Origin of the sequence: Burkholderia sp. 28_3, from assembly GCF_003253915.1 — a bacterium.
GTDB lineage: Bacteria > Pseudomonadota > Gammaproteobacteria > Burkholderiales > Burkholderiaceae > Burkholderia > Burkholderia cenocepacia.
The window spans coordinates 245,157-258,597 of record NZ_QKZF01000008.1; the positions used below are offsets into that span (position 1 = coordinate 245,157).

Sequence of the window (13,441 nt, forward strand, 5' to 3'; positions counted from 1 at the left end):
CTCCGTCAGAACGAGCGCGGCAGGTCGAGGAGGTGCTCCGCGACGTAGGCCAGGATCAGGTTGGTCGAGATCGGCGCGACCTGGTACAGGCGCGTTTCGCGGAACTTGCGCTCGACGTCGTATTCGCACGCGAAGCCGAAGCCGCCGTGGAATTGCAGGCACGCGTTCGCGGCCTCCCACGACGCGTCGGCCGCGAGCAGCTTCGCCATGTTCGCCTGTGCGCCGCACGGCGCGTGCGCATCGAACCGGCGCGCGGCGTCGAAGCGCATCAGGCTCGCGGCCTCGACGTTCACGAACGCGCGCGCGATCGGGAACTGCACGCCCTGGTTCTGCCCGATCGGGCGGCCGAACACGACGCGCTCCTTCACGTACTGCGACACCTTGTCGATGAACCAGTAGCCATCGCCGATGCATTCGGCCGCGATCAGCGTGCGCTCGGCGTTCAGCCCGTCGAGGATGTACTTGAAGCCCTGCCCCTCCTCGCCGATCAGGTTGTCGGCCGGAATCTCGAGGTTGTCGAAGAACAGCTCGTTGGTCTCGTGATTGACCATGTTCGGGATCGGCCGCACCGTCAGCCCGTGGCCGATGGCCCCGCGCAGATCGACGACGAAGATCGACATCCCTTCGGATTTTTTCTTCACGTCGGCGAGCGGCGTCGTGCGCGCGAGCAGGATCATCAGGTCCGAATGCTGCACGCGCGAGATCCACACCTTCTGCCCGTTGATCACGTAACGATCGCCGCGCCGCTCGGCGGTCGTCTTGATCTTCGTCGTGTCGGTGCCGGTGGTCGGCTCGGTCACGCCCATCGATTGCAGGCGCAACTCGCCACTCGCGATCTTCGGCAGATACGCGCGCTTCTGTTCGGCCGAACCGTGGCGCAGCAGCGTGCCCATGTTGTACATCTGCCCGTGGCACGCGCCGGAGTTGCCGCCCGCGCGGTTGATCTCCTCCATGATGATCGACGCCTCGGTGAGGCCGAGCCCCGAGCCGCCGTATTCCTGCGGAATCAGCGCGGCGAGCCAGCCGGCCTTCGTCAGCGCGTCGACGAACGCGTCGGGATAGCCGCGCGCGTCGTCGATCTGGCGGAAATACTCGCCGGGAAACTGGCTGCACAGGTCGCGCACCGCTTCGCGGATGTCCTGGTACGGGTCGTGTTGCGTCGTCTGCATGTCCGTCGTCGATGAATGAGGGAAAGGAAGGAATCACGTCATGCGAGGGTCGCGGTGGCCTGCATCGTCAGCCAGCCGTCGCGATCCTTCGCCCACAGCTCGATCGTGCGGCCGTCGTCCGACGGCTTGCCGCACAGCGTGAACGGCTCCGAATCGAAGGTCGGGCGCACCGCGCGGAACGCGAAGCTCGCGAGCGTCGCGTCCGGCCGTTCGCGGTGCACGAGATCGACGAGCAGCGTCGCGATCAGCGGGCCATGCACGACGAGCCCCGGATAGCCTTCTTCCTGCGTCACGTAGCGGCGGTCGTAGTGGATGCGATGGCCGTTGAAGGTCAGCGCCGAATAGCGGAACAGCATCACCGCGTCGGCCGTGACCGTGCGCGACCACGTCTCGCCCGCGGGCGGCGCGACCGGCTTCGGTGCCGGCGCACCTGGCTGCGGCGCGTCGCGATAGACGATGTCGTGCTCCTCCTCGACGCACAGCGCGCCGCCGGATTCGATCCGGTGTTGCACCGTCACGAACACGAGCCGGCCGCTGCGGCCCGTCTTGTCCTCGATGTTCGCGATCGTCGATTCGCGCGTCGCGCGCCGCCCCGCACGCAGCGGCGCATGGAACGTCAGGCGGCCGCCGGCCCACATGCGGCGCGGCAGCGGCACCGGCGGCAGGAAGCCGCCGCGCTTCGGGTGACCGTCCGGGCCGAGCTCGGCCAGCGGCGCGATCGGCAGGAAGTAGAGCCAGTGCCACATCGGCGGCACGACGTCGCCGGGCGACGGGCGGTCGAGCGTGGCGGCCAGCGCGTTCAGCGGGAACGCGGTGATGTCGTCGTCGAGCGTTTCGGTCTTGCCGAGCCACGCATCGAGCGATGCGGGCGTGGCGGGCTGCGAGGATGAGGTCGACACGGGTGGAGCCTCCGGTGCGCTTGCAATGACCCTAATATGCACGCCGCGCGCGCGGCCGCGAAGTCGGCTTTGCCGAACCGGGGCTTCGAATTTGCTTAACGCGCGCGGCGGTGCGCCGGGCTGCCGGACGGTTCTCGTCTGACTATTCAATATAGTCGCCGCGCCGGATGTGGACGGTTCGGGGTCGCCCCCTTACGGCTTGACCCCGGCCGGCACGCCGCCTACATTGCTTCAGACGGGCCGGCCGGGCCGCATGCGACGTGTCATCCGGGTGACAAAAAACGATAGTTTGCTATCGAATGTTTTTGCCCCTATCATCTCGCCCATGACCAATCTGCACGACCTCCGCCTCGCCGTCAGCAGCCTGCTCGTGCTCACCGCGCGCAAGTGGCGCCGCACCAGTGACGGCGTGCTGACCGCGTACAACGTGTCCGAGGCCTGCGCGACGCCGCTCCTGATGGCCGGGCGCCTCGGCGAAGGCGTGCGGCAAGGCACGCTCGCCGAACACGTCGGCATCGAAGGGCCGTCGCTCGTGCGCCTGCTCGACCAGCTGTGCGCGGCCGGCCTCGCGCGCCGCGACGAGGATCCGCACGACCGCCGCGCGAAAACGATCTCGCTGACGGCCGCCGGCCGCGCGGTCACCGCGAAGATGGAGGAAGACCTGCGCGCGCTGCGCGCCCAGGTGCTCAAGGGCGTGTCGCGCGCCGATCTCGAGGCGACGCTGCGCGTGCTGAACGCGTTCAACGCGGCCGACCCGCATCCGCCGGCGTCGCGCCCGCCCCACTCCGACGATTCCGCGTCATGACCTATCCGAGCCTTCGCGACTGGCTGTTCTCGGGCAAGACGTTCGCCGCGTCGATGCTGGCGCTGTACCTCGGCCTGTATTTCCAGCTGCCGCGCCCGTACTGGGCGATGGCGAGCGTCTACATCGTGTCGAACCCGTTCGTCGGCGCGACGCGCTCGAAAGCGCTGTACCGCGCGCTCGGCACCGCGCTCGGCGCGGCCGCCGCGATCTTCTTCGTGCCACCGTTCGTCGAGACGCCGCTCCTGTTCAGCATCATCGTCGCGACCTGGTGCGGCACGCTGCTGTACCTCGCGATCTCCGACCGCACCGCCCGCAGCTACGTCTTCATGCTCGCCGGCTATACGATGCCGCTGGTCGCGCTGCCGACCGTCACCGATCCGTCCACCGTGTTCGACGTCGCGATCGCGCGCACCGAGGAAATCGTGCTCGGCATCGTGTGCGCGAGCGTGGTCGGCAGCGCCGTGTTCCCGAACCGGCTCGCGCCGACGCTGATCGAGCGCACCGACGCGTGGTTCAAGGACGCCGCGTTCTACGGCCGCGAAACGCTGTCCGGGCACCTGGCGGGCAAGGCGCTGTCCGCGTGCCGGCAGCGGCTCGCCGCGACCATCACCGGCCTCGAGTTCCTGCTGAGCCAGTTGGGCTACGACCATGCGCATCCGCGCGTCCTCGCGCGCGCGCAGGCGCTCGCGGGCCGGATGCAGCTGTTCCTGCCGCTGATGTCGTCGCTCGCCGATCCGCTGATCGCGCTGATGCGCGACCTGCACGTGCGCCCGCCCGCGCTCGACGCACTGCTGGCCGACGCCGCGAAGTGGTTCGACGCACCGCTGCCGGCCGTGCAGACCGACGCGGGCGGCGACATGGCGCACGATCCGGTCGCGGACGACCTGCGCGCGCGCATCGCCGCGCTGCAGCCGCCCGACAGCGCGCTGGCGAGCTGGGACGGCGCGCTGATGTCGAATGCACTGTGGCGGCTGCGCCAGGTCATCGACATCTGGCAGGACTGCCGCTCGCTGCGCGCGCTGATCGCGAACGAATCGGGCGTATGGCAGCCGCGCTACCGGCACTGGCGGCTCGGCGGCACCGAGCGCTTCTTCGATCGCGGGATGATGCTGTTCTCGACGCTGACCGTCGTGTTCGCGATCGTGTTCGCGTGCTGGCTGTGGATCTCGTCCGGCTGGCACGACGGCGCGGCGGCCGTCACGCTCGTGGCCGTGTCGTGCAGCTTCTTCGCCGCGCTCGACGAGCCGGCGCCGCTGGTGTTCAAGTTTTTCCTGTCGACCACCGCGAGCGTCGTGTTCGCGGGCCTGTACCTGTTCGTCGTGCTGCCGCACGTGCACGATTTCGCGATGCTCGTGCTGATGTTCGCGGGCCCGTTCATCCTGATCGGCACGCTGCTGCCGCGCCCGCAGTTCAACATGGTGACGATGCTCGTCGCGGTGAACACGGCCACCTTCATCAGCATCCAGAGCGCATACGAAGCCGACTTCTTCGTGTTCCTGAACAGCAATCTCGCGGGCGTCGCCGGGCTGCTGTTCGCGTACGTGTGGACGCGCGCGACGCGGCCGTTCGGCGCGGAGCTCGCGGTGCGGCGCCTGCTGCGCTCGGGCTGGGAGGACGTCGCGCGCTCCGCGTCGACGCAGCCGCTCGACGACCAGCGCAACCACGCGTCGCGGATGCTCGATCGCGTCACGCAACTGCTGCCGCGCCTCGGCGCGTCCGACGACCACCGCCATCCGTCGATCGAAAGCTTCCGCGACCTGCGCATCGCGCTGAACGCGCTCGACCTGCGCCGCTCGCGACGCCGGCTGTCGGGCGACGTGCCCGATGCGATCGATCGCGTGCTGGCCGGCGTCACCGATCACTACACGCGCTGCGCGGCCGCGAACGCGCGCCAGCCCGCGCCGCCCGCGCTGCTGGCGACGATCGACGACGCGCTGCGGCGCGTGGCCGGCCGCACCCTGCCGGACGCCGCGCCGACCGACGGCACGGCCGCACCCGCGGTGCCCGCCACGCACCGCCGGCTGCGCGACACGCTGCATGCGCTCGTCGGCCTGCGCCTGTCGCTGTATCCGGCCGCTGCCGCGCAAGCGCCGCAGCCGCCGGACGGAGCGCGCGCATGAGCCGGCTTTCCACCTTGTCCTTCCGACCGCGACCATGATCGGCGAAATCGATATCTTCGGCGTGTTCGTGCCGGCCCCGCTCGTGCTGATGCTGATCGCCTACCTGATCAACATCGTCGTGCGCGCGGTGCTCGAACGCGTCGGCTTCTACCGCCTCGTCTGGCACCGTTCGATCTTCGACCTCGGCATCTACGTATTCGTGCTGGCCGCCGTCGTGATCGTGTCCCACCAACTCGTGGCTACCTAACGTGAAAAAAACCTGGCTCTCGGCAGGGCAAGTCCTGCTCACCCTGATCGTCGTCGTCGTGGCCGGCCTCGTGCTGTGGCGCATCATCAACTACTACATGTTCTCGCCGTGGACGCGCGACGGGCACGTGCGCGCCGACGTGATCCAGGTCGCGCCGGACGTGTCGGGCCTCATCACGTCGGTGCAGGTCGCCGACAACCAGGAGGTCAAGCGCGGCCAGGTGCTGTTCGTGATCGACCAGGCGCGCTACGCGCTCGCGGAGCGGCTCGCCGAAGCGACGCTCGCGCAGCGCCGCGCGACGCTGGCGCAGGCGAAGCGCGAATACGCGCGCAACCTGCAGCTCGGCAACCTGGTCGCGAGCGAACAGGTCGAGGAAAGCCGCACGCGCGTCGAGCAGGGCGAAGCGAGCGTCGCCGATGCGCAGGTGTCGCTCGACACCGCGAAGCTGAACCTGCAGCGCACGACGATCGTCAGTCCCGTGGACGGCTACCTGAACGACCGCGCCCCGCGCGTCGGCGAGTACGTGCCGGCCGGCCGCGCGGTGCTGTCGGTCGTCGACCGCAACTCGTTCCGCGTCGACGGCTACTTCGAGGAAACCAAGCTGCGCGGCATCCATATCGGCCAGCCGGTCGACATCATCGTGATGGGCGAGCCGCATGCGCTGCGCGGGCACGTGCAGAGCATCGTCGCCGCGATCGAGGATCGCGACCGCACGCAGGGCGCGAACCTGCTGCCGAACGTGAATCCGGCGTTCAGCTGGGTGCGGCTCGCGCAGCGCGTGCCGGTGCGCGTCGTGCTCGACGAGGTGCCCGACGACTTCCGGATGATCGCGGGCCGCACCGCGACCGTGTCGATGCGCGGCGCCGACGCGCGCCGCAACGACAACGCGAAGCCGGTGGGCGCCAGCACCGCATCGGCGAGCGCGCCGGTTCCGGCTGCGTCCGGTACGGCCGCGAGCGCCACCGGAGCCTCGCAATGAAGCGGCACGGTCTGCGCGTCGCGGCAACGCTCGCCCCGCTGGCGCTCGCACTCGGTGCGTGCAAGTCGGTCGGCCCCGACTACACGCTGCCGCAGCACGCGTACGTCAATGCGCCGCTCGCGAATCATGCGCTCGACGACGCGAACGGCGCGCTGGTGTCGCGCGACGCGGTGCCCGGCAACTGGTGGCAGCTGTACGACGACCCGGTCCTCGACGGGCTCGTGCGCGACGCGTTGAAGTCGAACACCGACCTGCGCGTCGCCGCGGCCAACCTCGCCCGCTCGCGCGCGGCGCTGGTGGTCGCGAACGAACAGGGCGGATTCTCGGGCGGCGCGGAAGCGGCCGTGCAGCGCGCGCAGGAATCGGCCGAGCAATACCTGCTCGAAAGCAAGCTGCCGGTCGTCAACGAAGGCACGGTCGGCATCAACGTGTCGTACGAGCTCGACCTGTTCGGCAAGCTGCGGCGCGGCGTCGAAGCCGCGCGCGCGGACAGCGAGGCCGTCAAGGCGGCCGGCGACCTCGCGCGCATCACGGTCGTGGCCGACGTCGTGCGCGCGTACGTCGAAGCGTGCTCGGCCGGCGACGAACTGGCGATCGCGAAGCAGTCGCTCGCGTTGCAGCAGCAGCGCGTGAAACTGTCGCAGCGGCTGCGCGATGCCGGACGCGGCAACCAGACCGACGTGACGCGCGGCGTGACGCAGGTGCGCACGCTCTCCGCCGACATTCCGCGCTTCGAGGGCCGCCGCAAGGTCGCGCAGTATCAGCTTGCCGCGCTGCTCGCGCGCGCGCCGGCCGATCTGCCGAAGGCCGCCGCCGAATGCGAACGCCTGCCGAAGCTGCGTCAGCCGATTCCGATCGGCGACGGCGCCGCGCTGTTGCGCCGCCGCCCCGACGTGCGCGAAGCCGAGCGGCAGCTCGCCGCCGCGACCGCGCGGATCGGCGTGGCGACCGCCGCGCTGTACCCGTCGGTCAGCATCGGTGCGTCGGCCGGCTCGGTCGGCGTCGCCGCCGATCTGTTCTCGTCCACCACGAATCGCTGGTCGTTCGGTCCGCTGATCAGCTGGTCGTTCCCCGTCAACGGCCAGCGGGCGCGCGTGCGCGAGGCCGAAGCCGCGACGGGTGGCGCACTCGCGCACTTCGACGGCGTCGTGCTGAACGCGCTGCGCGAAACGCAGTCGAGCCTCGCGACCTATGCCGCCGACGTGCAGCGTACGGACGCGCTGCGCACCGCGTACGAGTCGGCCCGCAATTCCGCCGCCGAAACCCATCGTCTCTACGCGGCCGGCCGCGAATCGTTCATCGCCGATCTCGATGCGACGCGCACGTTGACGAGCGTGCAGGCGCAGGTCGCGGCGGCCGAAGGCCAGGTCGCGGCCGACCAGGTGCGGCTCTTCCTCGCGCTCGGTGGCGGGTGGGAGAGCGACGGCGCGACGGCTGCCGGCTCCGCCGCCGCGACGCCCGCGAGCGGCCCGTCAGCGCCGTAGCGTCATCGCCGCCGGCACGAAACGCGCGATGACAGCGAGTTTTCGTGATGCGCGTCATGGCATCCGCTGGGCGACGCTCACCCGCGTTGCCGGTACACTGGCCGATGCATTTCCATTCATCTGCTGCCGCAGCCGGGCCGGCCGCGGCATCCACCTCGGAGAATCATCATGCGAACCAGCGCCCGCAACCAATTCGCCGGCCAGATCGGCGCCGTCAAGCCCGGTGCCGTCAACGACGAAATCACGCTGCGCACGCAGGACGGCCTCGAGATCGTCGCCGTGATCACCCACGGCAGCGCGGCGTCGCTGGGCCTCGCGGCCGGCACGAAGGCGTTCGCGCTCGTCAAGGCATCGTCGGTCATCGTGATGGTCGATGTGGACAGCAGCAAGGTGTCGGCGCGCAACTGCGTGACGGGCACCGTCGCGTCGGTCGCGAAGGGCGCGGTCAATTCGGAAGTCGTGATCAAGGCCGCGGGCGGCGCGGAGATCGTCGCGATCGTCACCAACGACAGCGTCGATCGTCTTGGCCTCGCGAGCGGCACCGCTGCGTCCGCGATCTTCAAGGCGTCGAGCGTGATCGTCGGCGTCGAGTGATCGTGTGACGATCGCGATGGTGATACGTCGTGCACCTCGCATGCGTGCGGCCTGGTTCCCGTCCGGAGGCTGACGATGACCGCTTCGGCCGATCGCACGTACGAACAGGCGTTGCAGTCGCTGCAATCTGCGACAGCCAACGCCGACGTGCCCGATGCCCGGTTGTTCGGCACACTCGTTGCGGCACGCGCGGAGCGTAACGAACTGACGCTGCTGGGCTTGTCTCCCGACCGGTTCGCCTGGCTGCTGGCCCGGCAGTTTCCGCATCTGCGATCCGCCGATATCGCCGCACTCGCGCCGACGGTCACGCCGCCAGCGCTGCCGGCCACGCACGCGGCATTCGTCGCGACGCTGCACGCGCGGTTGATGGACGACGCGAATCCCGCGGTCGCTCGCGACGATGCCGACTGCCTCGCCGCGATCATCGCGCATGCGTGTCTGCGCCCCGATCATCTGTGGCGCGACCTCGGGCTCGATGGGCGCGACGCGGTATCAGCGATGCTCGAGCACTTTTTCCCCGCGCTTGCCGCACGCAACGTCGCGCATCTGCGCTGGAAGAAATTCCTTGCGCAGGAAGTGGCCGCATCGCTCGGTGTGGCACCCGGGCCCGCCCCCGGATGCCCGGGCTGCGAGGATTTCGGTTTCTGCTTTCCTCGCGCGCGATAGTCGGCGCGGCAACGTACGTACCGTCGTCTGTTTCGCCGCGTCGCTAGCGAGAACCTGCCGTTACGCGACTTCGACGCCACATTCCGCTTCCACGAGCCGGCATCGCGCGCAACATCGACCGAATGATCGTCGAACGCGCGATCCGGTTAACGGAGCGCATTCCGCACCCTCAACGCGACCCGGTGACGAGCGGCCTTCGATGTGCGGTCGCCGGCACATGCGTCGACGACCTGTCGACGACCGGCTGTCCGCGTTTCCCATAAACGGTCACCTTGCGACGCGCGACACGCATTGCTCACGACACGATCAATGCCGATGCCGGTGATGAATATCCGGAAAATGCGCATGGCTGTGCGTGATCGGCAAATGCACGTGCGGATGCGTGTGCGGTTCGTCGCCGTCGTACGGAAAATCGTGCGAGTGCTGGTGATGGTCGTCGTGCCGATGCCGGTGCGTATGCTCGAGCCGCTCGTGCTCATGCGCGTGCTCGTGCCGTTCGCGCACATGCAGCCAGATGCCGAGCGCCATCAGCGCAGCTGCGATCCAGAACGTCGCGGGCGGCAGCGCGGGCCAGATCAGCAACGACAACACGACCCCGAACAGCGGCGCGATCGAAAAATACGCGCCGGTGCGCGCGCTGCCGAGATGACGCAGCGCGACGACGAACAGCACGAGGCTGATCCCGTAGCCGCCGAGCCCCGTCAGCATCGCCGCGGCCGTAACCGGTATCGCGGGCAGCGTCGCGCCGGTCGCCAGCGCGATGCCGATGTTCACCGGCCCCGCGATCAGCCCTTTCAGGCACGCAATCACCATCGCGTCGTTCGCGGCCACCTTGCGGGTCAGGTTGTTGTCGATCGCCCAGCACAGGCATGCACCGACGATCAGCCACGCGCCGACCGGCACGCCGGCGCGGTCCGGCGTCCACGACAACAGCGTGCCGCCGGCGACGATCGCCACCATGCCGACGAATATCTGCGTATCGACGTTCTCGCGAAACACGACCCACGCGATCACCGCCGTCAGCACACCTTCGAGATTGAGCAGCAACGCGCTCGTCGCCGCCGGCGTGCTCGACAGCCCGAGCATCAGCAAAGCCGGGCCCGCCACGCCGCCCGCCGCGATCGCACCGGCCAGCCACGGCAGATCGGTACGCCGTAGCGGCGCCGCATCCGCGGCCGGTGCGCGACGGCTGTGCCAGCCGCGCAGCAGGATCCCGATGCCGAGCCCGATGCCGCTGCCGAGATAGAACAGGCCCGCAACCATGAACGGCGACATCGCGCCGATCAGCGCCTTGGCAAGCGGCGTCGCGGCGCCGAACAGCGCAGCGGCGGCGAGCGCGACGAGAATCGCGGAATGTCTCGGGTTCATGATCCGGGTTGTATCGACGTGGATGAAGCTGAGCGTGACTCGGGGCCGGCGCGGGCTTGCCTTACTTTTCGAAAGGCTGCTTGTATCGCGGCGATTGGCTTGCCCGCAGTCCGACGATCCAGCCGTGATTATCGCGCGCCGTTTTGTCGGGACGGGCACACGGGACCACGCGCGCGTCGATCGACGTTTTCCACGCCATCATTTCGTAAAACGAATTATCTGATCGACGCACCGGATTAATCGGTGATGCGTATTATTTACGTTCCATCAGCACGGTCGAAATATCGTGCGCGCCAGGATCGAACGTTGTCCGTCCGGTCGCGTTGATTGTTCGACGAGAGAGGGGAATGTACCGGCCGGATCGGCGCCGGTGAAGGCAGTCCCGACCTGCCTCTGTCGAGGCAAGTCGGTCTGTCGTGTGATTCATCGCATGCAACCTGCATGCGAGCACGCGCCGTACGGTCGACGGCAGCGCAGTGCGGATTACTCGTTGCCGGCCGCTTGCTGCTCGACCTGCGGCGCGACGTCGGTCTGCACCTTCGTTTCCGCTTCGGCTTCCGCCGGTTGCGGCGCGGCAGCTGCCTCGGCCTGCTGCTCGGCCTTCGGCTGCTGCGGCGCCCCCTTGGCCGACTGCGCCGCGCCCTTGTTCGGGCGGCGAGCCTTCAGGCGGCGCGCACGCGCCGCATCGTCGTGCGTCACGCGCCCGGCTTCGTTGCCCTGCAGGTCGACGCGCACCGCGTCTTCGACGAGGCAGGACCAGTAGCGATTGCCACGGCACCATGTCGACATCGCTTCGCGCAGTTCGGCTTCGTTGAGGCCGACGGCCTGCGCTTCGCGGGCGAGATCGTCCCAAATGCCGACCTTGAGCGGCACTTTGGGGGCCGGATTCTTCGGGAACGCGCGCGGAAACTTCCGCTGCAGTTTGCCGATTGCGACGATGACCGGATCGACCGGCGCCGACGGCTTTGCCGAGGCAGGCTTCGCCCGATGCTGCGCCTTCGCGCCGGCACCCGGCTTGGCGCCGCGGGACGGCTGGTCGCCGGACTTCGGCTTCACACCAGCGTCCGTCGGCGCTGCCGGCCGCTTCGCGTTGCGCTCCTGCTTGGCCTTCGCTGCGAGCTGCGCCCGCAATTCGGCAAGTTGTTCAAAACCCATAAATTCAATCCACCAGGAATATAAGGTGTGGTTCGTGCGGCCATGCCGCGCGGCACAAAAGCTTCGCCGCCATGCGCGCGGCCGGCCTGCCGCCGGTGCGGAATACTACGGGGCCGCATCGCGCACGCCACTCTGTTTTCAGGCACCCGGCCTCGATGCCGGACAAGGCAGGAGTGGAAGTATACCGGTACGCGGGACGGCCGGTTGACTCACCGGTCTGCATTCGCCCGATTCGGGGCACCGGAAATGCGTCCGCGCGGTCGTGTTGCGCATTATATGGATACGCTTCCGGATGTCACGCCATTCGCGGCCACGGCCGGAAATCGGGGGCGGGCCGACCGATACGCGATCTTCCGCGCGACCCACAGTCGAACGGCGTCGTATCGCATCCGCGACGCGTTGTGCGGACCCGCGACGTCGCGCGACACGCGTCCTTGACGCTCATGTGCACCGGCATCGATACACGACTCGTTGCGTCCGCATCGATCACGGCGCGGACGAAGATATCGGAAAGTGCGTAGTATGGCCGCATCGACTTCGTTGGCAGCATGTCTCGCCTGCTTTTCCCCACGCGCCCGGTCAGCCGGGCGCGATCCCGTTGCCTGCGAAAAGCCCCGGTTACACGAGATGGAGCGGATGCATGGTTTCCCAAGACGACACCCCACACGACGGCATCACGCGCGAGGAGATTCACCATCGGCAGATCGACATGCGCGGCTATCGGCGCAGCGACGGCCTGTTCGAAGTGACGGCCTGCCTCGCGGACCGCAAGACCAGCGATTTCACACCCCCCGGCGGCGCGCGGACGGTCGTGGCGCGGACGCCGCTCCACGATCTCGGCGTGACGCTGGTGTTCGACGTCGACATGGTCGTCCGCGCCGTATCCACGTTCATTCGTTCACATCCGTATGCGCAGTGTCCGGGCGGCGGCGACTCGCTGCAGGCGCTCGTCGGATTGAACATCGGCGCCGGCTGGAACAGCGAGGTTCGCAAGCGCCTGCCGTCCTGCGATACGTGCACACACCTCAAGGAATTGCTCGGCCCGATCGCGACGACGGCCTATCAGACGATGGTCGGCATGCGGCGATCGTCGCTCGATTACCGCGACGGCGAAGGAAAGCCGCTCAAGATCGACAGTTGCTACGCCTACGGCGCGTCGCGCGATCTCGTGAAGCGTCTTTGGCCTGAATATCACCAGCCTTCGACCACGGTAAAAGACAGCTGAAGTGCCGGGACCCGGCGGGTTCGGCGTTTGCGGAATGAGTATTGCGCGAACAGCCGCCAATCCTGTCGATGTTCATTCGGCAGATCGACGCCGCCGCATCCGGCATCAGAAAACGCCCAGCGCAAGTCCCGCGGCAAGGCCCGCACCCAGTTCGGCGCAGCGCGCGAGTGCTTCGCTGTCGATCGTCTTCGTCGCGAGAATACGTTCTGGCGTCTGCGCATGCGTGCAGACGATCAGCCCGGGCGCCACGTTCTTCAGCCGCCATCCGGTCGCGATCCGGTCGATCTGGCGCAACGCGTTCTGTCCGTCGCTTCCCGCGCAAATCATCGCCGCATACGGCCGGCCGTTCACGCGATCGAGCGCCGCGTAGTAGCAGCGATCGAAGAAATCCTTCATCAGGCCGGACATCGCCGCAAGATTCTCCGGCGTCGCGAACAGGTACGCGTCGGCGGCCAGCACGTCCGCTGCACTCGTTGCGTCCGCGCGCTGCAACCTGACGTCGACGCCAGGCTGCTCGCGCGCCGCTGCGGCAGCCGCTGCGGCCATCTGCTGCGTGCCTCCGGTCATCGTGTGATAGACGATCAACAGCGTCTTCATGGGTCGTTGCTCGCGTCCGGCTTCGGATGCGCCGGCGGTATCGTTCAGTCTAGGCCAGATGGCCGATCGACACGGGTAGGCGCCAGTTGGCGTTCGTGCTTCCAGGGATCGGCCGGTTTGCCCGCTCGTCGAC

13 protein-coding genes are annotated in these 13,441 nt (G+C 68.4%); 8 read left to right on the plus strand and 5 right to left on the minus strand.

Translation table 11 applies throughout. From position 1 onward, the window contains the following. Positions 1-5: 5 nt before the first annotated feature. Together DFS13_RS19570 and DFS13_RS19575 are read right to left on the minus strand one after the other, a co-directional pair. Positions 6-1,169 (minus strand): acyl-CoA dehydrogenase family protein, encoded by a 1,164-nt coding sequence (locus DFS13_RS19570; protein ID WP_111442015.1) that lies wholly within the window; start codon positions 1,167-1,169, stop codon positions 6-8. A 38-nt stretch (positions 1,170-1,207) separates the two neighbouring features. Then, positions 1,208-2,068 (minus strand): MaoC family dehydratase N-terminal domain-containing protein, encoded by an 861-nt coding sequence (locus tag DFS13_RS19575; protein ID WP_006497851.1) that lies wholly within the window; start codon positions 2,066-2,068, stop codon positions 1,208-1,210. 325 nt (positions 2,069-2,393) lie between these two features. Here DFS13_RS19575 and DFS13_RS19580 point away from each other — a divergent pair, with 325 nt between their 5' ends. The 7 genes from DFS13_RS19580 to DFS13_RS19610 all read left to right on the plus strand — a co-directional run bounded on the left by DFS13_RS19580 (position 2,394) and on the right by DFS13_RS19610 (position 8,963). Then, positions 2,394-2,873, plus strand: coding sequence for a MarR family winged helix-turn-helix transcriptional regulator (locus DFS13_RS19580; protein ID WP_006482157.1), 480 nt, complete (start codon positions 2,394-2,396; stop codon positions 2,871-2,873). Further along, positions 2,870-4,993, plus strand: a complete 2,124-nt coding sequence (locus DFS13_RS19585) for an FUSC family protein (RefSeq protein WP_058903789.1) — start codon at positions 2,870-2,872, stop codon at positions 4,991-4,993. Before DFS13_RS19580 ends, DFS13_RS19585 begins: the two co-directional genes overlap by 4 nt. A gap of 34 nt (positions 4,994-5,027) precedes the next feature. After that, complete coding sequence (locus DFS13_RS19590) at positions 5,028-5,240, plus strand: DUF1656 domain-containing protein (RefSeq protein WP_006481008.1); 213 nt, start codon at positions 5,028-5,030, stop codon at positions 5,238-5,240. Position 5,241: 1 nt separating this feature from the next. Then, positions 5,242-6,219, plus strand: coding sequence for an HlyD family secretion protein (locus DFS13_RS19595; protein ID WP_006481647.1), 978 nt, complete (start codon positions 5,242-5,244; stop codon positions 6,217-6,219). Continuing rightward, positions 6,216-7,703, plus strand: a complete 1,488-nt coding sequence (locus tag DFS13_RS19600; RefSeq protein ID WP_111442016.1) for an efflux transporter outer membrane subunit — start codon at positions 6,216-6,218, stop codon at positions 7,701-7,703. The genes DFS13_RS19595 and DFS13_RS19600 overlap by 4 nt, the downstream gene beginning before the upstream one ends. A gap of 168 nt (positions 7,704-7,871) precedes the next feature. Beyond that, a complete protein-coding gene (locus DFS13_RS19605; protein ID WP_006489093.1) occupies positions 7,872-8,297 on the plus strand; it encodes a molybdopterin-binding protein in 426 nt (141 codons plus the stop codon). 75 nt (positions 8,298-8,372) lie between these two features. Further along, a complete protein-coding gene (locus DFS13_RS19610) occupies positions 8,373-8,963 on the plus strand; it encodes a nitrogen fixation protein NifQ (protein ID WP_111442017.1) in 591 nt (196 codons plus the stop codon). 306 nt (positions 8,964-9,269) lie between these two features. Here the strand turns inward: DFS13_RS19610 and DFS13_RS19615 are convergent, their stop codons facing one another. After that, positions 9,270-10,331: a DMT family transporter gene (locus DFS13_RS19615; RefSeq protein WP_111442018.1), complete on the minus strand. Its 1,062-nt coding sequence runs from the start codon at positions 10,329-10,331 to the stop codon at positions 9,270-9,272. A 483-nt stretch (positions 10,332-10,814) separates the two neighbouring features. Beyond that, positions 10,815-11,486 carry a ProQ/FinO family protein gene (locus DFS13_RS19620; protein ID WP_006497845.1) on the minus strand — a complete coding sequence of 224 codons (672 nt, stop codon included), beginning with the start codon at positions 11,484-11,486 and terminating at the stop codon, positions 10,815-10,817. A gap of 640 nt (positions 11,487-12,126) precedes the next feature. Between DFS13_RS19620 and DFS13_RS19625 the strand changes: the two genes are divergently transcribed. Next, positions 12,127-12,711 (plus strand): DUF2889 domain-containing protein, encoded by a 585-nt coding sequence (locus DFS13_RS19625; protein ID WP_006489083.1) that lies wholly within the window; start codon positions 12,127-12,129, stop codon positions 12,709-12,711. Between the two features lie 105 nt (positions 12,712-12,816). On the opposite strand, the gene DFS13_RS19630 is transcribed toward DFS13_RS19625, so the two are convergent. After that, the gene (locus DFS13_RS19630; RefSeq protein ID WP_006489078.1) at positions 12,817-13,308 is read right to left on the minus strand and encodes a flavodoxin family protein; all 492 of its coding nucleotides are present in this window, start codon (positions 13,306-13,308) and stop codon (positions 12,817-12,819) included. Between the last annotated feature and the right edge of the window lie 133 nt (positions 13,309-13,441).